The organism is Carboxydocella thermautotrophica (assembly GCA_003054495.1).
Lineage (GTDB): Bacteria > Bacillota.
Map to the genome: position 1 here is coordinate 2,545,429 of CP028514.1, position 25,672 is coordinate 2,571,100.

Sequence of the window (25,672 nt, forward strand, 5' to 3'; positions counted from 1 at the left end):
CAATCGTCTCCTTTTATAAAAACTCAGGAAATATTATACCCTTTTCTGTATTTTAATTCAACCCGGTAATTTGCCAGCGCCCGTTAATTATCTTATAAGTCAACCTGGCAGCAAATTTACGCCCGTTTTTTAAAGTTATAGTATCCTCTATATTTGCCTCTACAAATTGGTTCTTTCCTGAATGTTGTACCTCATTAAACTTATATCCAATTCCCACCGGTTCCCCAGCTGGAATTTTACCTTTTCGGACTGCCTCTATTACCGCCGGTGCGGCAAAACGCTCTAGAGCAGACCAGTTTCGCCGGCAAGCAGCTAAATAAAACCCATTTCTAATCTCCGTTAATGCTACCCAGCCATTTAGCTCCTGGTTAAGCAACTGCTGTCCGGCCGCTGACAGGCGGTAAACCTGATTACCGCTTTTGACCAGGCCGCGGCGGTCATAATAAAAGCCGGTAAGCCGCGTCTTATCCCCTTTTTCTTCCACATAACCGATGCGTACAGCAAACTCGGGCCGGAAATCTGCATCCTCAGCGGGTTCAAGTTGTAGTAGTTCTCTGGCCAGAATCCTGACGGTTTCAGTCCCAGATGGCCACAGGGAAAGCAGGTTAGCCTGGCCAAAGCCGATGGTGTAGATATTGGTATAATCCAGGGTATTGGCCTGTTCCAGTGCCTTTTTATCCAGGCCTGATCGGGCATATTGCTCCACCTGTTTCAGCAGGGCAGATCCGCTATAATAATTGGGGTCCCTTGTCGGAAAGAATAAACTATAGGCTGAAATCAGCATAACTACCAGTAAAGCTGCGTTAACTATCCTGTTCCACCAGATCAGTTTAGGACTTCTATTTTTCACCATCCTCCCCCCTTGTCCCCATTATATCATTTGGGCAGGGTGAGAGGAAGCCTGTTCTACAACAACAGGGCCAGCAGAGCCTTTTGGGCATGCAGCCGGTTTTCCGCCTCATCAAACACCACTGAATTGGGACCATCGATTACACCGGCGGTTACTTCCTCCCCGCGGTGGGCCGGCAGACAGTGCAGAAAGAGATAATCTGCCCTGGCTTTGGCTACCAGTTCCTCATTGACCTGATAGGGTTGGAAGATCCGGGCCCGCTCCTCGGCTTCTGCTTCCTGCCCCATGGAAGCCCAGACATCAGTATAGACCACATCGGCATCCGTTACCGCTTCCACCGGATCAGTAGTAACCAGAATTTCCCCACCGCTTTCAGCGGCAAAGGCCTGAGCTTTAGCCACAATTTCCGCCTGAGGCAGATAGCCTTCCGGGCTGGCCACCGCTACCTTCATCCCCATCTTGGCCCCACCAATCAGCAGTGAATGGGCCATATTGTTGCCATCCCCCACATAGGCCAGCTTCAGTCCAGCCAGCTTGCCTTTGTATTCCTGGATGGTCATCAGGTCAGCCAGCACCTGGCAGGGATGCAGCAGATCGGTCAAGCCGTTGATTACCGGCACATCGGCAAACTGAGCCAGCTCCTCCACCTCGGCCTGGGCAAAGGTACGGATCATAATGCCATCCACCATGCGGGACAGCACCCGCGCAGTATCAGCAATCGGTTCCCCCCGTCCCAGCTGAATATCATTGCTGCTCAAAAAGAGGGGATAGCCTCCTAACTGATACATGCCCACTTCAAAGGACACCCTGGTCCGGGTCGAAGATTTGCGGAAAATCATGGCCAGGGTTTTGCCCTGTAAAATGGGGTGGGATACCCCCATTTTCTGTTCTTTTTTCAGGTGCAGAGCCAGAGCAATCATTTCCTTCAGCTCTTCTCTGGTATAGTCAGACATGCAGAGAAAATCCCGCCCCTGCATGGCTTTTTGAATTTCATTTAATGCTAATGCCATTGTTTATGCCTCCTTAACCTGTATATACCGCCAGTTCCAGGGGTTCAGCCGTGCCGCCGGCAGCCAGGTACTCCAGCACCTGCAATACCGCATTGGCCGTATCCAGAGAAGTTAAGCACGGAATTCTATATTCCGCTGCCGTGCGGCGCAGCTGGAAGCCCCGCCGCCCCGGATTTTTCCCCTGGGTAGGTGTATTGATTACCAGCTGAATGCGACCAGTTCTGATCGCTGTCAGGTCTTCTTCAAGTTCCGTTACCTGTAATCCCCGTTCCGCGAAATAGCGCCAGGTATCTCCTGCAGCTGCCAGCTGGAAGCCATAAGCGGCAAAGCGAGCAGCCAGCCGGGCCGCTTCCTCCTTGTCCCAATCCGCTACCGACCAGAACACCGTTCCGCCCGCAGGCAACTTGATATTGGCGGCCTGCATGGCTTTCAGCAAGGCAGCAGGATACTCCGCCGCTGTGCCCATTACCTCACCGGTGGACTTCATTTCCGGGCCCAGGGAGATTTCCACCCCGCCCAGTTTCTCGAAGGAAAAAACAGGGGCTTTGACAGTAATCCAGGGAGAGGGGGGCTTGAGGCCATGATAATACCCCTGTTTGGTCAGGCTCTCTCCCAGCATGGCTTTGGTAGCTACCGCCACCATGGGCACTGCCGTCACTTTACTCAACACCGGCACCGTCCGGGACGCCCGTGGGTTGACTTCCAGCACATAAACCTGACCGTTGCTGATCACATACTGAATATTGATAAGACCACATACCTGCAAGGCCCGACCGATCCGCAAGGTATAATCCACCAGCAGTTCTTCCTCTTCCCGGCTTAAACCCTGAGCCGGATAAACCGCCATGGAGTCCCCGGAATGCACCCCCGCCCTCTCCACATGGGCCATAATGCCAGGAATAAATATATCCTTACCATCACCGATGGCATCTACCTCGACTTCCCGCCCCAGCAGATAGCGGTCAATCAGCACCGGATGTTCGGGGGTGATTTCCACTGCTGTGGTTAAATAGTGGACCAGCTCCTCTTCTTTTTGGACAATCTCCATATTGCGGCCGCCCAGAACATAGGAAGGACGCACTACCAGGGGATAACCCAGCTGCCGGGCCCATTCCACCCCTTCTGTAACCGAGAAGACCGCCTTGCCTTCCGTCTGGGGAATTCCCAGTTTAGCTAACAGGGCAGCGAATTTTTCCCGGTCTTCTGCCAGGTCAATGGACTGCACGGACGTACCCAGGATTTTCACTCCGGCCGCCTCCAGTTTGGCTGCCAGATTAATGGCAGTTTGGCCGCCGAATTGTACAATCACTCCCAGAGGCTGTTCTTTTTCAATTACATGCAGAACATCTTCCACTGTCAGAGGTTCAAAATATAATTTATCCGCCGTATCAAAATCCGTACTCACTGTTTCGGGGTTATTATTGATAATAATGGTTTCATAACCCAGTTCCTGCAAACCCCAGACAGAATGGACTGAACAATAATCAAACTCAATCCCCTGACCGATGCGGATCGGCCCCGAGCCCAGCACCACCACTTTCGGTCTGGTACTGACTTCTACTTCATCCTCCTGCTCATAAGAAGAATAATAGTAGGGAGTAGCTGCTTCAAACTCAGCAGCACAGGTATCCACCAGCTTATAAACCGGGCGAATGCCCCACTCTGCCCGCCGATCCCGCACTTCACGTTCTTCTACTCCCCACCAGCGAGCCAGGGCCCGATCACTGAAACCTTTGCTTTTGACCAACTGTAAAAATTCCGAAGTTACCTGACCCCAGGGCGTTTTTTTGATTTGCCTTTCCAGTTCCACCAGACCGCGAATCTTTTCCAGGAACCAGGGATCGATTTTCGTAAGCTGATAAACCTCTTTCACGGTAAAATGGCGGCGAAAAGCCTCTGCCACCACAAACAGCCTTTCATCATCGGCTTCTTGCAGCCGGTGTTCGATGGCCATATCGGAAAGAGCACCCAGTTTGGGCAATTGCAAACTGTCCAAACCGATTTCCAGACTGCGGATTGCCTTTTGTAAAGCGGCCTCAAAGCTGCGTTCAATGGCCATCACTTCCCCGGTAGCCTTCATCTGAGTTCCCAGTCGCCGGTCAGCCGTGGGAAATTTATCGAACGGCCAGCGGGGAATCTTGACTACACAGTAGTCCAGGGCCGGTTCAAAGCAGGCACTGGTTTTACCAGTAACCGGGTTAGTCAACTCAGCCAGGGTCAGGCCAATGGCAATTTTGGCCGCCATCTTGGCAATGGGATAACCAGTCGCTTTTGACGCCAGGGCCGAGCTGCGGCTCACCCGGGGATTAACCTCGATTACTATATATTCAAAACTGTGAGGATTTAAGGCGAATTGGACATTACATCCACCCTCAATTTTTAAGGCCCTGATTATCTTCAGTGCGGCAGTGCGTAGCATCTGATACTCGCGGTCACTTAAAGTCTGGGAAGGCGCGATAACAATGGAATCCCCGGTATGAATTCCCACCGGGTCGATGTTTTCCATATTACAAATGGTAATGCAGTTATCGGCACTATCCCGCATTACCTCATACTCGATTTCCTTCCAGCCGGCCACGCTTTTTTCCAGCAGAATCTGCCCGATAGCACTGTACTTCAAGCCCTTATCAGCGATTTGCGCCAGTTCCCTGGCATTATGGGCAATTCCGCCCCCGGATCCTCCCAGGGTATAAGCGGGACGGACGATCACCGGATAGCCAATCTCCTCGGCAAAGGCCAGGGCAGCATCTACTGTTTCTACGATGGTACTGGGAGGAATAGGTTCACCGATCTCCAGCATTAAGGCCCGGAATAATTCCCTATCCTCAGCCCGCTTGATCGCCTCCAGGGGAGTTCCCAGCAGGGCGACACCATATTGCTGCAAAATCCCTTTCTCCGCCAGTTCAACAGCTATATTCAGGCCAGTCTGTCCACCCAGGGTAGGTAACAGTCCATCAGGCCGTTCTTTTTCTATGATTTGAGCCACCGTCTGCCACTGTAATGGCTCGATATAAATTTTATCCGCCATATTGGCATCGGTCATAATGGTCGCCGGGTTGGAATTGACCAGCACTACCTCCAGCCCTTCTTCTTTCAAAGCCTTGCAAGCCTGGGTACCGGCATAATCGAATTCCGCCGCCTGGCCGATGATAATGGGCCCGGAACCGATTACCAGCACTTTTTTAATATCCTGTCTTTTGGGCATGCTCCTCCCCCTTTGTTTCCTGGTTTAAAGTAACTGCAAAAACTGCTGGAACAGATATTCATTATCTTCCGGTCCCGGTGCAGCTTCCGGATGGTATTGCACCGAGAAAACCGGCAATTCCTTATGCCTTAACCCTTCCACTGTACCATCATTGAGGTTGAGATGGGTGATTTCCACCGGCAGCTGCTGCAGTGAATCGGCTGCCAGGGCAAACCCGTGATTCTGGGAGGTGATATATACTCGCCCGCTGTGTAAATCCTGCACGGGATGGTTGGCGCCCCGGTGTCCGAATTTTAGCTTATAAGTGCTGCCGCCTAAAGCCAGGCCGATGATCTGATGGCCGAGACAAATCCCGAAAATGGGCAGTTCGCCCAGGAGTTGGCGCACTGTATTGATGGCCAGGGGCACATCCGTTGGATCCCCCGGTCCGTTGGACAGCATCAACCCGGCCGGCCGGTAAGCCATAATTTCATCGGCCGTGGCATGCGCCGGGACCACTACCAGTTCCAGCCCCAGTTTATTCAGGCTGCGCAGAATATTGGCTTTGGCGCCAAAATCCATGACCACTACCCTGGGGCCGGGCCCGGGGATGGTATAAGGCTCGGGTGTAGTCACCGTCTGCACCAGCTGGGGCCCAAACACCGGCGGCGCCTGCTTGATTTTGGCCACCATCTCTGCCACTGTCCCCGGCAAAGTGGTGATCAGCCCCTGCATCACCCCATGCTGCCGCAATTTTTTGGTCAGCGCCCTGGTATCTATGCCTGCCAGACCAATAATACGATGGCGATACAGATAGGCATCCAGCGTCTCCTTAGCCCGCCAGTTGCTGGGGTAGGTGCAGGTTTCCCGCACGATAAACCCCCGGACATAACTGCGGGAGGCCTCGAAGTCATCCTGATTGATGCCATAGTTACCGATCAATGGATAGGTCATGGTCACTATCTGCCCGCAATAGGACGGGTCAGTCAATATCTCCTGATAACCCGTCATGCCTGTATTGAAAACCACCTCGCCGATAGCCTCCCCTACGGCACCAAAGGCGGTGCCTTCGTAGACTGTACCATCGGCCAGGACTAAATATCCTTTCACTGCTAATCCCCCTCACCAGCTAATTCGTTTATAATTATACAATATTTCTGCATAATAATGCAATGGTTAATAGGGGATTTTTGTCTGATTTCATCCCTCAAATACCCCGCTTCAAAGTAAAACAAGACACGTGATGGTTTCACGTGTCTTGTTATGAGGCATCTCTCTATACAGTCAGGTCCTCATAGGACGCATACTTACTACCATGGGGCCACTGAACCTTCCTGCAGGTTTGCAGGGTATATTGGTAATATACATGGGTACATTCCTGCCTTCTTCAATATGACGGACCGGAATCCCCCCTTGAAGCAATCCACTCTCAAAGGTAAAACTGCAACCTAAAAGAAAAGCAACAAGATCTTCTCGCCAATAATTTAAAATATCACTAGTCTCATCAACTAGTTGGCCATACTTATAAATACGGTATTTGGGTATATCCGTGCGCAAATCAGCACCCGGGGCTGTTAAAACAGGCTCAAAAGAGCCCACCTCTGTAACATCCAGGACCGGACAGGGTTTAGGATTTCTTTGACAAAAGAGCAAAAATTCAAAGGCTAAATCTTTCGGTAAAACAGCAAGGTTAGCTTGAGCGTACCCTGCACACATCCCCGCTGTCGGTCTGTTTATTTCCCCTTTGCGGATGGCTCCCCTGACCTCCTCAGGTTTAGCATGAAATAATTCCAGCATTTTTCTCCTCCTCTCATAATCTTTCTATTTCGACTATATATTCCGTACCATTTACCCATATACGCATAGTTCTCTTTAACCCTTTCTTACTTGTGAAGGGCTCTTTTTGAGCAAAAATAAATTTATCCTTGACGTTGCGAATTTTTTCTTCATAGGCCCGGTAAATCTCATGGGCTTCCTCAATAGAAACAGCCTGAAACCTGATTGCATCTCCCGGCTTAGCCTGGGCTATTTTGTTTAAATCTGCGGTAATGACGGTGGCGATTTTCGTGTAACCCCCGGTAGTTTGTCGGTCAGCCATCATAATAATAGGCAAACCATGCCCGGGGACCTGGATAGAACCCATGACAATACCATCAGAGATAATATCCGGACTTGTCTTATGCTGGATTTTGGGACCATCCAGGCGATACCCCATACGGTCAGCTTCGTTAGTTACCTGGTATTGCCCTTCCAAAAAGGTTCTAATTCCGTCCTCGGTAAAGGCATCATCCTGGGGACCCAGCACAACCCGTACCAGGATGGGATTGGTAAATTCATACCGGTACTCCCTGGGTACCGTTCGATTGATCAATCTCCTTAAATCTACCCGAGGAACCCTTATGCCAATTTCATCTCCCTTACGTAAACTCCTCCCTGCAAAACCGCCTATCTGTCCACGTACATATGTAGACTTACTGCCCATCACTACCGGAACTTCAAACCCTCCGGCTACCGCTAAATAGGCACGACATCCTGCCTTCACACCCGTAAATTCCAGTTTGTCGCCTTTTTGGACTTGTAAAGCCTGCCAGAGAGGAAGATCCTGGCCATTTAACCTGGCTCCCAGATCAGCCCCTGTCAGGGCAATTACGCCTTCAGCCTGGAATTCCAGGGTGGGTCCCAGGAGTGTAATTTCCAAACATGCCTCACCTTCCGGATTACCTACCAAAAGATTGGCTATACGCAAAGCGTATTCATCCATGGCTCCGGCCACAGGAATACCCCACTGTTGATAACCGAACCGTCCACGGTCCTGTATCGTTGTCAGGAGGCCTGGTTTTATAACCCTGATAAAACTCATGTCAAACCTCCTTCTCACCATAATTCTCGGATTTGACAATGTACTGGCCCTTCTCAACCAGTTGGGCTATTTCCTGGTATTCTTCGGGAGTTATTTGATAAAAACGCACATAATTTCCTGCTTGTAAGAGAACGGGTTTTTCCCTGGCAGGGTCGAAAAGTTTGACAGGAGTACGGCCAATTATTTGCCAGCCGCCTGGACTTTCGATAGGATAAACCCCTGTTTGGCTTCCTGCGATACCTACAGAACCAGCAGGAATTTTTGTGCGAGGTGTCTGAAGCCGCGGTGTAGCTATGCGTTCATCCATGCCACCCAGGTATGGAAATCCGGGAGTAAATCCAAGCATATAAATTAAATAATCTGTCCCCGTGTGAATTTTAATAACCTCTTCCGGAGTCAATTTCGCATGTTCAGAGACAAAGTTTAAATCAGGTCCATATTCCCCGCCATATACCACAGGCAATAAAATAACCTGGGGCTCGGGAAGTTTTAATGCACCTAGATTGGCTTCGATTTTTTCAAGTTGAAGGATTAAATCACCATATTTCCAGGCCAAGGGTTCATAAAGCACCAGTAAAGAGCGGTAGGTAGGTATGAGTTCCATTATGCCCGGTAATTCAGCCTGTTCTATAGCTAACATCAAGCTGCGAATTTTTTTGTTGATTTCCTTACTGATAGAATTGCCAAACTCTACCACCACCCCTTTATCCCCAGCAGGGAGAAACCTGGCCTTATCATACATGAAATCACCCCCGCTAATGGTGATTAAGAAGGGGAGGCAAAGCCTCCCTTCTCAGCTTTTATTTAAATAAATCTGTGATGCCTTTTAGAGAAAGAACTCCTGCATATATAGCTACAATAACAACAAGAATTCCGAAAAGCATCAACCAGGTAGGCTGTTTGTATTCCCCTACAATATCTTTCCGTTTGGAAGCGATGAGCATGGTTCCCAAAGTAATGGGAAGAATGAGACCGTTTAAAGCCCCGGCCAGAATCAAGAGCTTAACTGGCTTACCAATGGTTACAAAAATTACCGTGGAAGCTACAATAAAGGCGATAATCCACCACTTGTAATTATTCTCAAAGGTGCTAGCCAGAGAGCGAAGGAAAGATACGGAAGTATAAGCCGCACCCACCACAGAGGTGATAGCTGCAGACCAGAAAACAATACCAAACAATTTATAGCCGATATTTCCTGCAGCTAACTGAAAAGCTGATGCAGGCGGATTGGCCGGATCCAGCTTGTGCCCTGCAGCAACTACCCCCAAAACAGCAAGGAAAAGAACCACCCGCATGACAGATGCAATAATGATACCTGTCACAGAACCCCTGGTAACTTCACGCAAATTTTCAATACCGGTAATACCTGCATCAATAAGGCGATGACCACCGGCAAAAGTAATGTATCCACCCACTGTGCCACCCAATAAGGTGATAATGGGTAAGAGAGGCACTTCAGTTGGAACAAAAGTACGAAGCAAGGCTTCACCTACAGGTGGCCTGGTTATAATGGCTACATAAATGGTTAAAAGAATCATTAGACCGCCTAAAACCTTGGCAAATGTATCCATGGCCTTGCCCATTTCTTTGGATAAAAAGATAAAAATAGCGATCATTGCGGAAATAATGGCCCCCATAGCAGGAGTAATGCCAAACATTACATTCATCCCCATACCGGCGCCTGCAATATTACCGATATTGAAAGCCAACCCACCTAAAGCCACCAGGAAAGCAACAAAATAACCCAAACCCGGCAGTACCTTATTGGCTACATCCTGGCCGCGCATACCCGATATAGCGATTACGCGCCAAACATTCATCTGGGCTCCAATATCCAGAATAACTGAAGCTAAGATAATGAAAGCAAAATTAGCCATGTACTGCTGGGTAAATACAGCCGTCTGGGTCACAAATCCAGGTCCGATGGCTGAAGTAGCCATCAGGAAGGCCGCACCCATGAGCGCCCCTAAACCAGCCTTCCCTGCTGTTCCTGTTTTAGTCTTGATTTCGAAATCTGCCATCAAACTTTCCCCTTTCTTATCTCTATTAGATTATGAAATTAGCCAAGGGGTCAACGGAAACACCGGCTTCTTCCAGTGCTTTCCGAATTTCTTTCACGAAAGCAAGGGCTTCCGGATTATCCCCGTGAACACAAATGCTGTCAGCTTTGATGTCAATATCTTCGCCATTGATAGCTGTGACTTTGCCTTCCGTGACCATCCGAACCACCCTGGGAATAGCCACGGCTTTTTCGTGAATCATGGCTCCAGGCGTACCTCTGGCAACCAAAGTGCCATCGGGGTTATAAGCCCGGTCAGCAAAAACTTCTTCAGCTACTTTCAAGCCTATGTCTTTAGCTGCTCTAACCATCTCCGAATTAGCCAGTGCCAGTAAAATTAGATCCGGGTTTACAGCTTTCACAGCTTCGGCTATGGCTAAAGCCAGCTTGTAATCCCTGGCAGCCATATTATACAAAGCGCCATGGACCTTAACATGCTGCAGGGTCGTACCCATAGTCCGGGCAAAAGCTTCCAGAGCCCCTATCTGATAAATAACATAGTCTTTCACTTCCTCCGGACTCATGGCAAGGTTGCGCCTGCCAAACCCCTGTAAATCAGGATATCCGGGATGCGCTCCAATAGCAGTCCCGTTCTGGACAGCCATTTTTACAGTAGCGGACATAACCCGGGGATCTCCGGCGTGCATACCGCAGGCTATGTTGGCAGAAGTAATGATTTCCAGCAACTCCTTATCCATACCCAGTTTATACACACCAAAACTTTCTCCCAGATCACTGTTTAAATCTACCCTGTACTTCATTTACCCTCCCCCTAAAGACTTTGGCCTTGTGATTAGACCACTAGTCCATTTTGAAAAAAATATATTCTATGTTGAATTATTAAATTCCTTTCCCCAGAAGCAGTTTGGCGATCAGGAGTTTGCTCCCTTTGCCCAATCCCTTGCCGAATATTTACTGCAAGCCGGTGCCGCCTCCGGACTGGTTCGGGCTACAGAAAAAAAGCAGGCCAACATCAGTGATCTGGCCTGGGGGTATAGCTTATTTACTTCATACAATCCCTCAAAATGCGGACAGCTTCCTGTATTTCCGCTTCGTTGACAATCAACGGCGGTACAAACCGGAGCACATTCCCGGCAGTACAGTTTATCAACAGCCCCCGTTCCTGGCATCGGGCCACTACTTCCGCCCCTGGTCCCGGCAACTCCAGACCCAGCATCAGCCCTTTGCCCCGTACCGGGCCCATCTCAGCCAGCAAGGAGCGCAGATACTCTCCTTTGGCCTGAACCTGGGCCAAAAAACCTTCCTCCAGGATGATGTTCAAGGTCGCCAAGGCCGCAGCGCAGACCAGGGGGTTGCCGCCAAAGGTAGAAGCATGATCCCCGGGCTGAAAAGCCGCTGCCACTTCTTCTTTGGCCACAATGGCCCCGATGGGCACCCCGCCCCCCAGCCCTTTGGCTAATGTAAAGATATCTGGCTCGATGCCGAAATGCTCATAGGCAAAAAGTTTACCGGTGCGTCCAATGCCGGTTTGTACCTCATCCAGAATCAGCAGCAGACCATGTTCCCGGCAAAGTTGCGCTACCCCGGACAAATAAGCGGGATCAGGAGTTACTACGCCTCCTTCCCCTTGAATGGGCTCCAGCATGATGGCACAGGTTTGCGGACCAATAGCCTCTGTCAGTGCCTGCAGGTCATTATAAGGAACATGCTTGAAACCAGGCACTAGCGGCTCAAAACCCTTCTGGTATTTGGGCTGGCCGGTGGCTGTTATCGCCGCCAGGGTCCGGCCGTGGAAAGAATTAATAGCTGTGATGATTTCATATTTTTCCGGCCCATAATGCAGTTTGGCATATTTACGGGCCAGCTTGATCGCCCCTTCATTGGCTTCGGCCCCGGAATTGCAGAAAAAGACCTTATCCCCGCAGGAGTTTTCCACCAGGAGCTGGGCCAGCCGAATCTGGGGCTCAATCCAGTAAAGATTGGAGCAGTGGATCAGCTTTTCTGCCTGTTTCTTGAGGGCCTCCACTACTGCCGGGTGACTGTGCCCCAGGGCATTAACGGCAATTCCCGCTAGAAAGTCCAGGTATTCCTTGCCCTCTAGATCCCAAACCCTGGCTCCCTGCCCCTGGGCCAGTACCAGATTGAGCCTTCCATAGGTGTTCATCACATATTGTTTGCCTAAAGCTATCAGCTCGTCGGTTTTGTTCATCTCTCTCCCCCCTCAAGCCGACACCATCGTGCCGATTCCTCCATCTGTGAAGATTTCCAGTAATATGCCGTGCGGGATACGTCCATCGATAATATGGGCCCGTTCCACTCCGGCCCGGATGGCAGCGGCGCAGCATTCCACCTTGGGCAGCATGCCACCCTTGATAATCCCTTCTGCTTGCAGTTCCTCCACCTGGCTCAGGGTTACTTCTGACAGCAAACTGGAACGGTCATTGACATTCCGCAATATGCCGGGCACATCGGTGAGCAAAATAAACTTATCTGCCCGCAGGGCCCCGGCCAGCTGCCCGGCCACATAGTCGGCATTGACGTTATAGCTTTTGCCATCACTATCCACAGCAATAGGGGCGATTACCGGAATATAGCCCTGGCTGATCAAATTCAGCACCAGTTCTGGCTGCACCTGGACCACTTCTCCCACCCGGCCCAGATCTTCGCCCTGAGGCCCTTTTCTGGGTACAGCCCGCAACAGGTTAGCATCCTGGCCCGTTAGGCCCACAGCTTTGCCCCCGTTTTTATTGATCAGGGCCACCAGTTCCTTGTTCAGCTTGCCACCCAGCACCATTTCCACTACTTCCATGGTCTGATCATCAGTAACCCGTTGCCCTCCCACAAACCGGGATTCAACTCCCAGCCTTTGCAACATGGTGGTTATATCCGGTCCGCCCCCGTGAACCAGGACGGGATGCATGCCCACCAGTTTCATCAAAATAATATCCTTGATCAGCGCCTCTTTCAGCTCCTGGTTAACCATGGCATGGCCTCCGTATTTGATAACCAGGATTTTGCCATGGAACTTCTGGATATAAGGCAAGGCTTCCACCAGCACAGCTGCTTTATCGATAATATTGAACATCCCGCTCCCCCCTTAGGTCCGATAATCAGCATTGATCCTGACATAATCATAGGTTAAGTCACAGCCCCAGGCGGTGGCCCTTTCTCTCCCCTGCGCCAGATCTACTGCGATGGTCACTTCTTTTTCTGCCAGCAGAGCCCGGGCTTCCTCTTCCGCAAAAGGCACCGGTGCACCTTCCTGGAATACCAGTAAACTCTTTTCCCCGGCCCGGAAACTAATGGAAACTGCCTGGGGGTCAAATTCCGCACCGGAATAACCCAGAGCGGCCATAATCCGTCCCCAGTTGGCATCAGCGCCGAAGATAGCGCTTTTCACCAGACTGGAACCGGCAATCGTTCTGGCCGCCAGCCGGGCTGCCGCCAGGGAAATTGCCCCTGTTACCTCAACAGTCAGCAATCTGGTAGCCCCTTCCCCATCGCGGGCAATAGCGATGGCCAGGCGGCGACAAACTTCCGTTACTGCCAGAGTCAGCTCTTCCCAGCCCGGCTGCCCCGGGGCCAGGGCCGACTCAGGCCCGGCCAGGCCATTGGCCAGGGCAACTACCATGTCATTGGTACTGGTATCGCCATCGACGGTAACCATATTGAAGGTCTGGTCCACCGCTTCCTTGAGCAAAGCTTGCCAGGCTGCCCCATCCACCCGGGCATCAGTGGTGATAAAGGCCAGCATGGTTGCCATATTGGGATGAATCATCCCCGACCCTTTGGCAATCCCCCCTACACGCACCGGTTGACCGGCAATTTCTATTTCCACTGCCGTTTCCTTGGCAAAGGTATCAGTGGTCATAATAGCTGCAGCAGCGTCACCACTGCCCTCCGGGTTGAGTTGAGCCCAGGCCCGGGTGATCCCGCTTTCAACTACATCCATGGGTAAAGGCACCCCGATTACTCCAGTAGAGGCTACAATCACCTCTTCAGCAGTTATTTCCCCACCACTCAGAGCCGCTACCTGAGTTGCCATCGCTCTAGCATCCGCCAGGCCCTGTTCCCCGGTACAGGCATTGGCATTACCGCTGTTGGCCACAATGGCCCGCGCCTGGCCACGGTTAACCACTTCCTTTGACCACAGGACAGGTGCCGCCTGCACTTTATTGGTGGTGAACACCCCGGCTACTATAGCCGGGGCCTGACTGATGATCACTGCCACATCTTTTTTGTCACTATCCCGCTTTTTTATCCCTGCCGCTACCCCGGCCGCCTGATAGCCCCGGGGCGCGCATACTCCTCCTGGACAATCCCGCATTTTCCTTTCCCCTTTCTATGGCCACAACCCTGTTTCTTCTAAGCCCATGGTTTCCGGCAAACCAAACAGGATATTCATATTTTGCACTGCCTGCCCGCTGGCCCCTTTGACCAGATTGTCAATGGCAGAGACCAGAATTAAACGACCGGTGCGGGCATCTTTTTTCAAACCAATAAAGGTCCGATTGCTTCCCGCACACCACTTGGTCTGGGGATACTGACCTGCCTCCAGTACCTTAACAAAAGGTTCTCCCCGGTAAAAGTCCCGGTAGATAGCCCTGATCTCTTCTTCCTCCAGATTCTGTCGTAACTTAGCATAGACAGTGCTCAAAATCCCCCGTGTCATGGGTACTAGATGGGGAGTAAAAGTGATGGTCAGGGGTTTTCCCGCCAGGACCGCCAGTTCCTGCTCGATTTCCGCCGTATGCCGGTGCTGCCCGACATTATAGGCTTTAAAGTTTTCGTTAACTTCACTGAAGTGCACTCCCAGGCTCACACCCCGGCCAGCCCCGGATACGCCGGACTTGCTATCGGCGATTATGGTATCGAGATGGAGCAGACCATGTTTCAGTGCCGGTGCCAGGGCCAGCAAAATGCTGGTGGGATAACAGCCGGGATTGGCCACCAGCCGGGCAGCCGCTATCTGCTCCCGTTTCAGTTCCGGCAAGCCATAGACTGCTTCAGCCAGCAACTGCGGGTATGAATGTTCCAGCCCATACCAGGTTTGATAGGCCACGGCATCTTTTAAGCGAAAGTCTGCACCTAAATCAATCACCTTCACCCCGGCTGACAGCAAACGGGCGGCAATGGGCATGGAAACCCCATGGGGCAGGGCCAAAAAAGCCACGTCCACCTCAGTTAGTTTGTCCTGTCCCTGCTCGATCAGTACCGGTAGCTCTAAGGGTGAAAGCTGAGGAAACACCTGGGCAATTTCCTGACCTGCATAACTTTGACTGGTTAAAACCTCTATTTTTACCTCCGGGTGACCCTGAAGGATTCTGATCAGTTCTGCGCCAGTATAACCGGTGGCACCAACAATACCAACTTTTATCACACCGATCCCCCCTGTATAACATGTTATAATTATACATCATTTCTGCATAATAATGCAAGAAAAAAAGACTCCGGTTATTGCCGGAGCCATTTCCGCAATAATGCTATACCATCTTTTGCCTGCTGGCAAAAACTGTCCAGGCAATCCCCAGCAATAACAAGCCCAGCCATATCCCCTGTTCAAGGGAAGGAACCTCATGTAAAAACAGAGCCGCTAACAGAGTAGCTCCCACCGGTTCACTCAGGGCGGTAAGGGAAATCAGTCCTGCTGGCAAAAATTTTAGCGCCCACATCAAAAGGCTATGTCCTAGCAGGGTAGGAAAAAGAGCCAGCGCCAGGAACGCCAGCCAGTCCTGCCCGGAATAGCCGGTAAAGGAATAAGGGGAAAAGAGAATGGCCAGAGCCAGAAACAGGGCACAGGCACTATAAACTAAAAAGCTGTAATTCAGTGCTGTCAGGTACTGGCGACATTTCCTCCCGATCAAAAAATAAGCTGATACCATAACCGCTGAAAACAAAGCCAGCATTTCCCCCCGTAAATCCCCGCCAGTTCCTTGCATCTGCTGCCAGCTCAAACCGGCAGTAGCCAGAATAGCCAAAAAGATGCCAGACCAGCTCCCGGACGGTAATCTCTCCCCCAGCCAGAGTCGACTCCCCAGGAGAACAAAAATCGGATGGGTAGCCACCAGTACCGTAGCCATTGCCACCGAGGTATATTTAAATGATTGCAACCAGGTACTCCAGTGCAGGGCTAAAAAAATTCCGGCCAGTACCGGCCAAAACCAAAACTTTGGTTTTATCTCTCCGTTATGCTCCCGCCAGTGCCTTACCATCAGCGGCAGATAAAGTATTACAGCAAAAAAGACCCGATAAAAAGCGATAACCAGGCCATGGGCCGTTGCCAATTTAGCCCAGAGCCCGGCTGACGATATAGCCAGAGTAGCGATAATCAAACCTGCTAACGCCATAACTCCTCCCCATTTCTTATCTCTTTCTCAGTATCTAGCAACTGACTCAAAGTAACAAAGCGATAGCCCTGGGCCCGCAGTCTGGTGATAATGAGCGGCAAAGCCTGCACCGTTTTGATTCGGTTCAGACGGCCATCATGCCCCAGGATAATCGCCCCGGGATAAACTTTAGCCACTACCCGGTCTGCCATTGCCTCAGGTGTTCTGGTCGTGTGATTTTCAATGCCCACTGTCCAGAGAACAATCCTCAGTCCTCTGAGCTCACAGGCTTCGATCAGCCGCCAGTCAAAGCGGCCCCGGGGCGGCCGAAAGTAGTCCGGCACTTTACCGGTGATACGCTCCAGCAGAGAATTGGTCATATCTATTTCCAGAGCAATTTGTTGCTCATTCATCGCCACCATATCCTGATGGCTAAAAGTATGGTTGGCTATCTCATGTCCTTCAGCTATTTCCCGTTCCAGCAGGTCCCGGTGATCCTGTGCCGCCTGACCAATGACAAAAAAAGTAGCAGGAACGCGATATTGCTGAAGGATGTCCAGTATTTGCGGAGTAAAACGGGGATCAGGACCATCATCAAAGGTCAGAGCAACCAGCTTCTCCCCCTGGGTATGGGCAGAAATCACTATCCTTCCCAGCAGATGGGCACTGGCCATAGCCTGCATCAGCTGGGGTTGCAAGACCCGCCAGACCAGGTAAACCAGCAAAAAAGTTAAAACCATCCAGTAGTGTCTTTTCATGGCTATCTCCGCCCTTCTGGTTATCCGTCTATATTAATTATAGCCTTGCTAGTACTGGCTGGCCATTGTTTTTTGCTGGAATGTCGAATTACCTGGTTTTACGGGTGTCTTCAAAGTATGGCAGGGGAATGTACTGTACAGAAGGACGACGCTGAGGCGGTTGAGGATAGTACTCCATCAGTTCATAAATTTCCCGGGGCATGGCCGTGGAAACTGGTAACCCCAGTTCCCGTAACTGTTCATAAGAAATAGGATAATCATGAGTCCAGCGACCTTCACTGAAAATTTTCGCTAGTTCCGCTGCCCGCTCAGGCTGAAACTTATCGGCCAGAATTTCCTTGAGCTTGGTCTCCACCTGATTCATTGCCTTTCTGGCAATATCGGCCAGAATTAGGGTCTCGTCTTTACAATGTTCCTTCCCTTTTTCCTCTACTACCTTAATAACAGAGGCAGCCGGGTACTGACCGATCTGGGGATCCACCGGGCCCAGGACCGCATTTTCATCCATCACGATTTCGTCTGCCGATAATGCCAGCATCGTCCCCCCTGACATGGCATAATGGGGTATAAATACTGTTACTTTGGCTTTGTGCCTGCTTAAAGCTGAAGCAATTTGCTCTGAGGCCAGTACTAAGCCCCCTGGTGTGTGCAGAACCAGGTCTATGGGCATATCTTCGGGTGTAAGCCGGATCGCCCGCAAAACTTGCTCTGAGTCCTCAATATTGATAAAACGTGAAATCGGTATGCCCAGCAGGTTAATGGATTCCTGACGATGAATAAGGGTGATCAAACGAGAACCCCTTTTTAACTCAATTTCCCGCATTAAACGCACACGCTGCAACTCCAGGCGCCGCTGATTGAACATGGGCACCAGTGCCATAATCATAAAAACCAGCCAGAGCAAATTAAGGATAGTAGCCATCTTTTCCCTCCTCTGCAGTAGAAAAGGGGGCGCACCCCTAGCGAACCGCCCGGAGCCGCTGCACCCCCAGGGCCTGTGCAGCCAGTTGAGGCCGCCGCTGGGCATGAACCAGCCGCATTTGCGACCGCCGCTGCCGCGCCTCATATTCTGCCACCAGCGCCCGCTGACCAAGTTCAATCAGCCGTTTAACCATGGTACCGCCGATTTTCCCTACCTGTCTGGTAGTCAGGTCCCCGTTATCCTCCTCATTCAGAGGAATTCCCAACTCCTGAGCCACTTCAAACTTCAATTGTTTGAGGGCCGCTTCGGTAACCGGGTCCTTGCGCTTTCGGCGTGCCATTTAACCAGCCTCCTTTCGGAACTTGGTCAATTTTATTATGAGCAGGAACCCCGGTTTTCAAACTCACTACGAATCTGTTTTTGCAAGGCAGGCTTGTTTAAGATTTCCAGTGCTGTTAAAGCCATTGCCTGTGCGCCCAGCAGCAATCCATTTAAGCCCCCCGGTCCACCCGCCGCCTGAGCAAATTCCTGGGTATGAGCTGTTAGCCCCAGTGACCCTATGGCTACATAGGGATGAATAGCCGGTACTACCTGGCTGACATTGCCCATATCCAGGGAACCCATGCCTTCCCGTCCTGAACGTATCTGTTCCACTCCCAGATAGCGTAACTTTTGCTCAAAAATACGGGCCATGGTCTGATTAGTACACATCTCATCATAGGATAATTCAAAATTATGCCATTCCACCTTGCAGCCAGTAGCCAGGGCTGCTCCCCGGGCGCAGTTATGTACCTTCTCCACCAGGGTATTGAGGTAGTTTCTCTGTTTGGCTCGAATATAAAACCGCGCCACTGCCCGTTCCGGAACAATATTGGGAGCTATGCCCCCTTCTGTGATAATGCCATTGATCCTTACCCCATCGGGTAAATAGGGACGCAGTGCATTAATATTATTGAATAGTTGAATAACCCCTTCCAGGGCACTGATTCCTTCCTGGGGACTGGCCGCAGCATGGGCTGGTTTGCCGTAAAAAACATACTCAATCGCATCCATCGCCGTTGATGTAACCTGGGCACAAAAATGGTCAGCCGGATGAATCATCATAGCAAAATCCACGGCCTGAAAATAACCCTTCTGTACCAGAATCACCTTTCCGCCCCCGGTTTCTTCCGCCGGTGTACCTATTACTGCGATCCGTCCCGACCACTCTGACCGAAAGCGGGCCAGAGCAAGACCTGCTGCTACTGCTGCTACCCCGATTATATTATGGCCACAGGCATGGCCCAGTTCCGGCAAAGCATCATATTCCGCCAGCAAAGCCAGGGTTGGCCCGGTCCCCTTGCCCTGGCATTCGGCCCAAAAGGCGGTTTCCATCTCACCTATGCCTTTTTGTACGGTAAAGCCACCAGCAGCCAATGCCTCAGTTAACAATTTACAGGCAAAGTACTCCTGGTAGCCCAGTTCTGGATGGCGGTGAATAGCCAGGCTTAAATCCTGCCAGGTACTAAGATTTTCCTGCAACCATGTACAAATTCTTTCCCCGGTATCCTTTAGCAATTATTTTTCACTCCTCGCAAAGCTACTAACAAAGTTAAGGGCCCAACGGCAGTAGTTAGCTGCACCACCAGATAGGTTAAGCCCACCAAATTGATTTTGGCCTGTTCTCCTACCAGCACGACAGGGGTACTGATATCAGTAGTATAACCTGCCCTTTCCAGTTCCCGGGTGGCTATGCCGGAAATCACATTTCCCATTTCTGCCACCGCACTATACACTATTTCATTAAATTCACCTATAGGCTCCCCCAGCATCAGGCTGGCCAGCTGGCAAGCCTGATGCTGGTCCAGACCATAAAAAATCAGGCCTTCTACATCTCCGGTCATGGCAATATTGACCTTAACTTCCCTGCTTGTTAAGAGATGATTGTCCAGACTAAGCTGGCCTATCTGTACATCACTGCCTATTTCCTGTTGCAAAACCTCTCTGGCAGCTATAATAAAAGGATTAATCAACTCCGCTTGCAAGTCTCTCCCGTCCTTTCAGGCAAACTACTGGCTATTTCGACACTGCCGCCCCTCTTTCCTGCTGCTCAGGGCAAGTTACCTAAATAAACATATTTTAAATAGCGCGAGGCGATAGCTTGCGCCTCATACATTCTCTCCAACGGAGTGGGTGGTGCTGTTAAACTGCGCCGGGGAAAATAGCGGGATAGATGAAGTGGGATTTTAGAAGATAGATCTGCCAGCCTTCTTGCCAGCGCCTCGATCTGCTCCGGGCTGTCGTTTTCATCAGTAACCAAAAGACAGGTTATTTCCACATGAACCCCCGCCTCTACCGCCAGTTCTACTGCACGCCACACCGGTTCCGGGCGGGCTTTACACAGCTTACGGTAGAACTCTTTCTCTCCTTTAATATCAATGTTAGCTGCATCCAGCCAGGGCAACAGCTCCCGCCAGGGAGCTTCATTGATATAGCCATTGCTGACCAGCACATTTGCCAATCCTTTCCCCCGGGCCAATTTGGCCGTAGCCAGGACAAACTCAAACCACATCAAGGGCTCGGAATAGGTATAAGCCAGACCAATATTCCCGACTGGCCGGTAGTTTTCTGCCAGGGCCACCAGTTCTTCCGGACTGATTTCCTCCCTGCCTCCCCTGCCGCTTACCAGTTCCCAGTTCTGGCAAAAGGCGCAATCCAGGTTACAGCCCGTTGTTCCTACTGACAAAATCATGCTACCCGGTTTAAAGCGAAAAAGGGGTTTTTTCTCGACAGGGTCCAGGGCCAGGGCCCCAATTTGTCCATAATTGAGGGCATAAAGCTTGCCTCCTCTGTTCTCTCTCACTCCGCATCTACCTTTTTGTCCATCTGCCACAAGACAGTAATGAGGACATAACTGGCAGCGGATTTTTTCCCCTTCCCTCTGCCAGTACTGAGCCTCTTTCATACTATATCCCTCCACTACAGGTAGCGGGTTACAGTAAAGCGCCAGATCTCTACATCCTGATCCATCGGGTTAATGCCTGCTTTTTGCTTGGCAATCCGCAGCTGTTCTTCTACTGTGTCCACCCCTGGCAAATCAGGCAAAAGCAGGCCGCTACTTCGGCCTTTGCGAACTATCACACCATACTGGCGGGGATCCAGATCGGCCAGGGAATTAACCCGTTCTGCCGGGTTAAGAATATCTACGGAATATAGCAATTGACTCAATTCCTCTTCCTCTACCGGCCAGAACCGGGGGTCCCTGGTTCCTGCCGCAATGGCATTATGAATAATCTCCTCGGCAATAGTAGGCTGGGTAGGCTCGGTTGTGCCAATGCAGCCACGCAGCTGTCCATGTTTCTTTATGGAAACAAACACACCAGCAGCCTTTTCCAGTTCTGGAGGCAAATCTTTGGGTTTGTCCAGAATCTCTCCATTTCTCAGATAGTATTCCAGAGAACGGCGAGCCAGCTTTACCGGATAGCTTTCCCGGGCCCGACGGGCAGCAATTTCCTCTTCCCTGCGGTCAATCAATTTTTCCTGCAGTTCCCGCTCCGGATTGGGTCCCTGAGGCTTAAAACCACAGACTAGATATCCTACTCCAAAGGGGCCTTCATAGCTGAAAATCTCACACTGAGCATCCAGGCCATCCAGCGCTCCCAAAGCCATAATTAAGGGCCGCAAGCCACACTCCCCTGCCTTTTCCACCAGCTCTTCAGGCAAACGCAGAATTTCCTCAATTTGTAATAACTCCAGATTCTCTTTAATGCGCCGGTCAAATTCTTTGCCCTCAGGGGCAAAGCCAGAAGGAGCATCTGGTGTCAGTCGATGGGATAAATCCCCACTGGCAATTACCGCAACCCTGCGGCCCAGCAATCCTGCTGCCCGTTGCACCGCCAGCCCAAAGGCGTACAGTTCCTCTACCGCCAGTAGACCCATGTTAACTGAAACCAGAGCGCAGTCCAGCCCCGCTTCCTGCAAGTACCACAGAGGAACGATTGCACCGTGGTCCAGTTCCCATTTAGCACCTAGCCGCTGCATTTCCTCCCGGTCCAGAGAAACGACATTCACCTGCTCCCGGTATGCCATCAGGCCAATAGCCTCCAGTAAATTCAAATCTACCGGCCAGTCTGCCTTGACTTGCGGAGCACCAAAATCCGCCAGATTTCCCTGTACTCTTTCCCCCTTGCGGATAGTAATAGCATCACTGAAAACTGTCCCATGGGGGGAAATGAGTACAATCGCATCCGGTTCAGCCCTACGCACCTCATCAGCCCATTTTTTCATACCTGTTACGGTAGCCTCTACTTTAGTCAGCTCTTCCTTACCTATGGCCGGAATGATAATAGGGGGATGAGGGCTGAGCCCAACATAAACAATATTGTTCAACTTTATTCACCTCTGTACCTCAGTCTGGTTAATTTTAGTATAATATTGCAAAATGCCACAGTAAATAGCCCAGGCTACTTTATTCTGGTAATCCGGGTCCATCATTAGTTTTTCCTCTTGCGGATTGGATATAAAGCCAATTTCCACGGTAACTGATGGCATTGATGACACCCGGTTGGTGAAAATATCAGCAGTTTTTGCCACCCGTCGGGTACCGGTTATTCGTTGCAGTTCACTCTGAATTGCTTCTGCCAGCTGTTTGCTCCTGGCATCCCCCCCTTGATAGAAGGTCTGGGCCCCATACCATTTTTCTGAAGGAAAGGCATTAACATGAATACTGAGGAGCAGATCTGCTTTTGCGGATTCAGCAATTTCGACCCTTTTCTTTAAATCCAGCTGTTTTCTCAAGCTGAGAGAATCCACATCCTCAGGGGCCAGGTCATAATCACCGTTTCTGGTCATCAGGACTCCTGCCCCGGACTGAGCCAGCGCCAGTGCCAGTCGCTGACTCACCGCCAGGGTTATCTCCTTTTCAACCCCGCCATTTTTCCCTTTGGCTCCGGGGTCATACCCGCCATGGCCTGGGTCCAGTATTATCATTTTTCCAGCCAGTAATGGCGCCATAACCAGTATTTCCTCTTGCCTATTTTTCTCCCCTAGATACAGCCCCATACCAGTGGCTATCAACAGAAGTGCCAGTACACTCACCAGTGAACGCCAGCGAAAATAGATTACCCGCATTTGTTCCCACCTCCCCCTCAAACATTATGCCCGTGGAAGAAAAAATAAAACCGCTCAGCTGGCTGAGCTGAGCGAAGTACTTTTAAACTATTATTGCTTAAATTATTTTTTTAAGTGCACACCAGGATCCCGAAAAAAAAAATAACTTCACATATTTTTTTCTCTTTTACTGGAATAAACTCTTTATGATCTGCCGTTACCACAGGAGCATTTATGCGTTTTGCTAACGCAATTGCGAAGCAATCAGGAATAGAGATTTTTTTTATATTTATTTTTACATCCGCAGCAGTCTTCCATAGTTGCGTTTCCATATTTTCGATAACCTCTACTACAGATTTAATATCCTCAATTGCATTACTTGCAATTTCTTCTTTACCTGTAACTCGTAGAAAGTCTCGTGATATACTTCATAAGCATTAATCGCATGTAAATAGCAGCAATCTTCATTTTTAATAATCTCACTAATCATGTCTGCACCAGGTTCGTCACGTAGCCAGGCAATAATGGCACAAGCATCAAAAACAACCGCCATCCGTATCCCCTTCTTTTTCTATTTCCTCCCACTTACTTCTGATAAATTCCTCGCTACTAGTCGGTACAAAAGCATATTTTCCTTGAATTGCTTTTATCTTTGCACAGCGAAGTTCTCTCCATGTTTGAACTTCATAAGGAAGTTGCACCGATCGTGATGCAGATGTTTTTTTTATTATACCATCTTTTACAAACTTATGAACACAATTAAATTTATTATATTCAATGCTAGAATGGCTAGTTGTCAAAATAATTGACGTAGCAATTGCGGCCGCCCCACACACAAACGCATTAGACATACTCTTTCTCACTCCCTAAATTGCGCAAGAACACTATTTAGCTCTGTGAAACCTCGTTCGATAATTTCATTAAGTATTGATTTATCGGAAAAATAATTTTCAATTTCATTGAATGCATACCTGTCATTAAAATCACAAATTACTTCAATACCACGCTTCAGCGCACCTTTATTCGAAAGGCGTATAACTTCCTGATGGTCATTGTGTTCCCATGTGCGAAAATTACGTACAATTATGTTACTATAAAAGCGATTATCTACTATTTTGGTATTTTTAACTTCTATATCGCTTGTATTATCAGATAACTCTTTCAAAAAAGTATTTGCTATCTGTTTTAAAACAACCTTATCACTTATAGTGTCTATGTTAATTTGGGCTCTATTCGTAATACCGCAAAAATAAGGTTTAATATCTCCAATTAAGTCAAGTAAGTTAAAAATTAAAGAACTGCGTTCCATAAAATATTTTTTACCTAATTCCATATTTTCTTGCCAGTCCGGGGAATAGAATGCAGTCAGTTGAATGTTTACCTGCGAAACAATCAATTGGCTATAACCATGATGCGAGCTGAATATTATTCGTGGCATTTCCGGGTCAATTTCATCAGGAACTGGTAAGATCTCAGGTTGCAAATATAAATTTTTTAGTCTATCCTCTAATTCGTACGCTTTTCTACGAATGTGGGCCTGACGGGGAAATACAACACTAAAACTCGTATTAATCAATTTATTTTTCACTTCACGGACCCCCAAAAATATTATTTTCCTCATGACACACATTTGCATTATACTCTTACAAGTATTATGTACAATCTTTTATTGCAATGCAATATCCTACGTAAACTTATGTACTTTCTAAAAAATCCCTGCGCCTAACCCGGAAAAACAGGTAGTCGCAGGGATTAGATTCAGACAATATGAAATTAACGCTTGGAGTATTGAGGAGCTTTGCGGGCCTTTTTCAAGCCATACTTGCGGCGCTCCTTCATGCGCGGGTCACGAGTGAGGAAACCAGCCCGCTTCAAAGCAGGCCGCAATTCTTCATCTGCTTTAGTCAGAGCACGAGCGATGCCATGACGCACAGCGCCAGCCTGGCCGGAAATCCCACCACCATGAACTTTAACCAGGACATCAAATTTGCCCAGAGTATTGGTGATTTCCAGAGGCTGCTTTACGATCATTTCCAGAGTCTTTTTCCCGAAATATTCACCCAGTTCCCGGTTATTAACCAGAATCCTGCCAGTGCCACCGGGAATCAGACGTACACGAGCAACGGCATTTTTCCGTCTTCCGGTACCCCAGTATTGAACTACTTGAGCCACTATTACTACCTCCTTCCTCTGTTACTCTTGACCTACCCACAGCTCAGGCTGTTGAGCCTGGTGGGGATGTTGACTGCCCCGATAGACGCGGAGCTTTTTCAACATTTTGTCACCCAGCCGGTTATGGGGCAGCATGCCTTTGACAGCCAGCTGCACAGCCAGTTCCGGTCTGGTCTGTAACAGAGTCCGGTAGTCAGTGGACTTAAATCCGCCCGGGTAACCGGAGTGACGCTGCCATTTTTTCTGATCCAGTTTTTTCCCGGTCAGGACTACCTTTTCGGCATTGATGATGATCACATGGTCACCGGTATCCACATGGGGAGTGTAAATGGGTTTATGCTTGCCCCGCAGCAACCTGGCAGCTTCAGAAGCCAGGCGGCCCAGGGGTTTTCCTGTCGCATCCAAGATGTACCACTTGCGCTGCACCTCTTGGGGTTTGGCCATATAGGTGGTCATGTTTTTCCCTCCTTGCATCCTGACAG

27 protein-coding genes and 1 pseudogene are annotated in these 25,672 nt (G+C 49.8%); all 28 read right to left on the minus strand.

Annotated features, from left to right (window positions below; genetic code table 11):
* Positions 1 to 52: 52 nt before the first annotated feature.
* The 28 genes and pseudogenes from CTH_RS12950 to rplM all read right to left on the minus strand — a co-directional run bounded on the left by CTH_RS12950 (position 53) and on the right by rplM (position 25,646).
* Positions 53 to 850, minus strand: a complete 798-nt coding sequence (locus tag CTH_RS12950; RefSeq protein ID WP_078665945.1) for a hypothetical protein — start codon at positions 848 to 850, stop codon at positions 53 to 55.
* Positions 851 to 906: 56 nt separating this feature from the next.
* Positions 907 to 1,860, minus strand: coding sequence for an ornithine carbamoyltransferase (gene argF / locus CTH_RS12955; RefSeq protein ID WP_078665944.1), 954 nt, complete (start codon positions 1,858 to 1,860; stop codon positions 907 to 909).
* A 13-nt stretch (positions 1,861 to 1,873) separates the two neighbouring features.
* Positions 1,874 to 5,065, minus strand: a complete 3,192-nt coding sequence (gene carB / locus CTH_RS12960) for a carbamoyl-phosphate synthase large subunit (protein WP_078665943.1) — start codon at positions 5,063 to 5,065, stop codon at positions 1,874 to 1,876.
* A gap of 24 nt (positions 5,066 to 5,089) precedes the next feature.
* The gene (gene carA / locus CTH_RS12965) at positions 5,090 to 6,154 is read right to left on the minus strand and encodes a glutamine-hydrolyzing carbamoyl-phosphate synthase small subunit (RefSeq protein ID WP_078665942.1); all 1,065 of its coding nucleotides are present in this window, start codon (positions 6,152 to 6,154) and stop codon (positions 5,090 to 5,092) included.
* A gap of 183 nt (positions 6,155 to 6,337) precedes the next feature.
* Positions 6,338 to 6,838, minus strand: a pseudogene (locus CTH_RS12970) (D-glutamate cyclase family protein); the annotation flags it as partial.
* Between the two features lie 16 nt (positions 6,839 to 6,854).
* Entirely contained in the window at positions 6,855 to 7,904 is a 1,050-nt protein-coding gene (locus CTH_RS12975; protein WP_079907143.1) for a 5-oxoprolinase subunit C family protein, read from the minus strand.
* A 1-nt stretch (position 7,905) separates the two neighbouring features.
* A complete protein-coding gene (gene pxpB / locus CTH_RS12980) occupies positions 7,906 to 8,646 on the minus strand; it encodes a 5-oxoprolinase subunit PxpB (protein ID WP_078665939.1) in 741 nt (246 codons plus the stop codon).
* 58 nt (positions 8,647 to 8,704) lie between these two features.
* Positions 8,705 to 9,925 carry an NRAMP family divalent metal transporter gene (locus CTH_RS12985; protein ID WP_107754165.1) on the minus strand — a complete coding sequence of 407 codons (1,221 nt, stop codon included), beginning with the start codon at positions 9,923 to 9,925 and terminating at the stop codon, positions 8,705 to 8,707.
* A 25-nt stretch (positions 9,926 to 9,950) separates the two neighbouring features.
* Positions 9,951 to 10,724 (minus strand): LamB/YcsF family protein, encoded by a 774-nt coding sequence (locus tag CTH_RS12990; protein WP_107754167.1) that lies wholly within the window; start codon positions 10,722 to 10,724, stop codon positions 9,951 to 9,953.
* Positions 10,725 to 10,966: 242 nt separating this feature from the next.
* The gene (locus CTH_RS12995; RefSeq protein ID WP_107754168.1) at positions 10,967 to 12,133 is read right to left on the minus strand and encodes an acetylornithine transaminase; all 1,167 of its coding nucleotides are present in this window, start codon (positions 12,131 to 12,133) and stop codon (positions 10,967 to 10,969) included.
* 12 nt (positions 12,134 to 12,145) lie between these two features.
* Entirely contained in the window at positions 12,146 to 13,009 is an 864-nt protein-coding gene (gene argB, locus CTH_RS13000) for an acetylglutamate kinase (RefSeq protein WP_078665935.1), read from the minus strand.
* A 12-nt stretch (positions 13,010 to 13,021) separates the two neighbouring features.
* Complete coding sequence (argJ, locus tag CTH_RS13005) at positions 13,022 to 14,251, minus strand: bifunctional glutamate N-acetyltransferase/amino-acid acetyltransferase ArgJ (protein ID WP_107754170.1); 1,230 nt, start codon at positions 14,249 to 14,251, stop codon at positions 13,022 to 13,024.
* 15 nt (positions 14,252 to 14,266) lie between these two features.
* Positions 14,267 to 15,301, minus strand: a complete 1,035-nt coding sequence (argC, locus tag CTH_RS13010; protein WP_107754350.1) for an N-acetyl-gamma-glutamyl-phosphate reductase — start codon at positions 15,299 to 15,301, stop codon at positions 14,267 to 14,269.
* Positions 15,302 to 15,407: 106 nt separating this feature from the next.
* Positions 15,408 to 16,271, minus strand: coding sequence for a DMT family transporter (locus CTH_RS13015; protein WP_078665932.1), 864 nt, complete (start codon positions 16,269 to 16,271; stop codon positions 15,408 to 15,410).
* Positions 16,262 to 17,008 (minus strand): polysaccharide deacetylase family protein, encoded by a 747-nt coding sequence (locus CTH_RS13020; protein WP_107754172.1) that lies wholly within the window; start codon positions 17,006 to 17,008, stop codon positions 16,262 to 16,264. The genes CTH_RS13015 and CTH_RS13020 overlap by 10 nt, the downstream gene beginning before the upstream one ends.
* 88 nt (positions 17,009 to 17,096) lie before the next feature.
* Positions 17,097 to 17,930 carry an SDH family Clp fold serine proteinase gene (locus CTH_RS13025; protein WP_078665930.1) on the minus strand — a complete coding sequence of 278 codons (834 nt, stop codon included), beginning with the start codon at positions 17,928 to 17,930 and terminating at the stop codon, positions 17,097 to 17,099.
* Between the two features lie 37 nt (positions 17,931 to 17,967).
* The gene (locus tag CTH_RS13030) at positions 17,968 to 18,270 is read right to left on the minus strand and encodes an alpha/beta-type small acid-soluble spore protein (RefSeq protein ID WP_078665929.1); all 303 of its coding nucleotides are present in this window, start codon (positions 18,268 to 18,270) and stop codon (positions 17,968 to 17,970) included.
* Between the two features lie 35 nt (positions 18,271 to 18,305).
* The gene (locus CTH_RS13035) at positions 18,306 to 19,487 is read right to left on the minus strand and encodes a M20 family metallopeptidase (protein ID WP_200803493.1); all 1,182 of its coding nucleotides are present in this window, start codon (positions 19,485 to 19,487) and stop codon (positions 18,306 to 18,308) included.
* Entirely contained in the window at positions 19,481 to 19,954 is a 474-nt protein-coding gene (locus CTH_RS13040; RefSeq protein ID WP_078665928.1) for a chemotaxis protein CheX, read from the minus strand. Before CTH_RS13040 ends, CTH_RS13035 begins: the two co-directional genes overlap by 7 nt.
* Before the next feature lie 65 nt (positions 19,955 to 20,019).
* Positions 20,020 to 20,874 (minus strand): AmmeMemoRadiSam system radical SAM enzyme, encoded by an 855-nt coding sequence (gene amrS / locus CTH_RS13045; protein WP_078665927.1) that lies wholly within the window; start codon positions 20,872 to 20,874, stop codon positions 20,020 to 20,022.
* Between the two features lie 14 nt (positions 20,875 to 20,888).
* Positions 20,889 to 22,298, minus strand: a complete 1,410-nt coding sequence (amrA, locus tag CTH_RS13050; protein ID WP_078665926.1) for an AmmeMemoRadiSam system protein A — start codon at positions 22,296 to 22,298, stop codon at positions 20,889 to 20,891.
* A 6-nt stretch (positions 22,299 to 22,304) separates the two neighbouring features.
* A complete protein-coding gene (gene cwlD, locus CTH_RS13055; protein ID WP_078665925.1) occupies positions 22,305 to 23,039 on the minus strand; it encodes an N-acetylmuramoyl-L-alanine amidase CwlD in 735 nt (244 codons plus the stop codon).
* Between the two features lie 110 nt (positions 23,040 to 23,149).
* The gene (locus tag CTH_RS13060) at positions 23,150 to 23,350 is read right to left on the minus strand and encodes a PIN domain-containing protein (protein ID WP_078665924.1); all 201 of its coding nucleotides are present in this window, start codon (positions 23,348 to 23,350) and stop codon (positions 23,150 to 23,152) included.
* 17 nt (positions 23,351 to 23,367) lie between these two features.
* Complete coding sequence (locus CTH_RS13065; protein ID WP_078665923.1) at positions 23,368 to 23,571, minus strand: PIN domain-containing protein; 204 nt, start codon at positions 23,569 to 23,571, stop codon at positions 23,368 to 23,370.
* Positions 23,555 to 23,869, minus strand: coding sequence for a hypothetical protein (locus tag CTH_RS13070; RefSeq protein ID WP_078665922.1), 315 nt, complete (start codon positions 23,867 to 23,869; stop codon positions 23,555 to 23,557). Before CTH_RS13070 ends, CTH_RS13065 begins: the two co-directional genes overlap by 17 nt.
* Positions 23,870 to 23,877: 8 nt before the next feature.
* Positions 23,878 to 24,606: a hypothetical protein gene (locus CTH_RS13075; RefSeq protein WP_079906482.1), complete on the minus strand. Its 729-nt coding sequence runs from the start codon at positions 24,604 to 24,606 to the stop codon at positions 23,878 to 23,880.
* 185 nt (positions 24,607 to 24,791) lie between these two features.
* Entirely contained in the window at positions 24,792 to 25,190 is a 399-nt protein-coding gene (gene rpsI, locus CTH_RS13080; protein WP_078666706.1) for a 30S ribosomal protein S9, read from the minus strand.
* Positions 25,191 to 25,211: 21 nt separating this feature from the next.
* A complete protein-coding gene (rplM, locus tag CTH_RS13085; protein ID WP_079906483.1) occupies positions 25,212 to 25,646 on the minus strand; it encodes a 50S ribosomal protein L13 in 435 nt (144 codons plus the stop codon).
* Between the last annotated feature and the right edge of the window lie 26 nt (positions 25,647 to 25,672).

What these genes read in the sequence shown, in the direction of transcription:
- argF (WP_078665944.1), bottom strand. Translation starts at nt 1,860, where the DNA reads ATGGCATTAGCATTAAATGAAATTCAAAAAGCCATGCAGGGGCGGGAT.
- carB (WP_078665943.1), bottom strand. Translation starts at nt 5,065, where the DNA reads ATGCCCAAAAGACAGGATATTAAAAAAGTGCTGGTAATCGGTTCCGGG.
- CTH_RS12975 (WP_079907143.1), bottom strand. Translation starts at nt 7,904, where the DNA reads ATGAGTTTTATCAGGGTTATAAAACCAGGCCTCCTGACAACGATACAG.
- pxpB (WP_078665939.1), bottom strand. Translation starts at nt 8,646, where the DNA reads ATGTATGATAAGGCCAGGTTTCTCCCTGCTGGGGATAAAGGGGTGGTG.
- CTH_RS12985 (WP_107754165.1), bottom strand. Translation starts at nt 9,925, where the DNA reads ATGGCAGATTTCGAAATCAAGACTAAAACAGGAACAGCAGGGAAGGCT.
- CTH_RS12990 (WP_107754167.1), bottom strand. Translation starts at nt 10,724, where the DNA reads ATGAAGTACAGGGTAGATTTAAACAGTGATCTGGGAGAAAGTTTTGGT.
- CTH_RS12995 (WP_107754168.1), bottom strand. Translation starts at nt 12,133, where the DNA reads ATGAACAAAACCGACGAGCTGATAGCTTTAGGCAAACAATATGTGATG.
- argB (WP_078665935.1), bottom strand. Translation starts at nt 13,009, where the DNA reads ATGTTCAATATTATCGATAAAGCAGCTGTGCTGGTGGAAGCCTTGCCT.
- argJ (WP_107754170.1), bottom strand. Translation starts at nt 14,251, where the DNA reads ATGCGGGATTGTCCAGGAGGAGTATGCGCGCCCCGGGGCTATCAGGCG.
- CTH_RS13015 (WP_078665932.1), bottom strand. Translation starts at nt 16,271, where the DNA reads ATGGCGTTAGCAGGTTTGATTATCGCTACTCTGGCTATATCGTCAGCC.
- CTH_RS13020 (WP_107754172.1), bottom strand. Translation starts at nt 17,008, where the DNA reads ATGAAAAGACACTACTGGATGGTTTTAACTTTTTTGCTGGTTTACCTG.
- CTH_RS13025 (WP_078665930.1), bottom strand. Translation starts at nt 17,930, where the DNA reads ATGGCTACTATCCTTAATTTGCTCTGGCTGGTTTTTATGATTATGGCA.
- CTH_RS13030 (WP_078665929.1), bottom strand. Translation starts at nt 18,270, where the DNA reads ATGGCACGCCGAAAGCGCAAGGACCCGGTTACCGAAGCGGCCCTCAAA.
- amrS (WP_078665927.1), bottom strand. Translation starts at nt 20,874, where the DNA reads ATGAAAGAGGCTCAGTACTGGCAGAGGGAAGGGGAAAAAATCCGCTGC.
- cwlD (WP_078665925.1), bottom strand. Translation starts at nt 23,039, where the DNA reads ATGCGGGTAATCTATTTTCGCTGGCGTTCACTGGTGAGTGTACTGGCA.
- CTH_RS13060 (WP_078665924.1), bottom strand. Translation starts at nt 23,350, where the DNA reads ATGGAAACGCAACTATGGAAGACTGCTGCGGATGTAAAAATAAATATA.
- CTH_RS13065 (WP_078665923.1), bottom strand. Translation starts at nt 23,571, where the DNA reads ATGGCGGTTGTTTTTGATGCTTGTGCCATTATTGCCTGGCTACGTGAC.
- CTH_RS13070 (WP_078665922.1), bottom strand. Translation starts at nt 23,869, where the DNA reads ATGTCTAATGCGTTTGTGTGTGGGGCGGCCGCAATTGCTACGTCAATT.
- rplM (WP_079906483.1), bottom strand. Translation starts at nt 25,646, where the DNA reads ATGACCACCTATATGGCCAAACCCCAAGAGGTGCAGCGCAAGTGGTAC.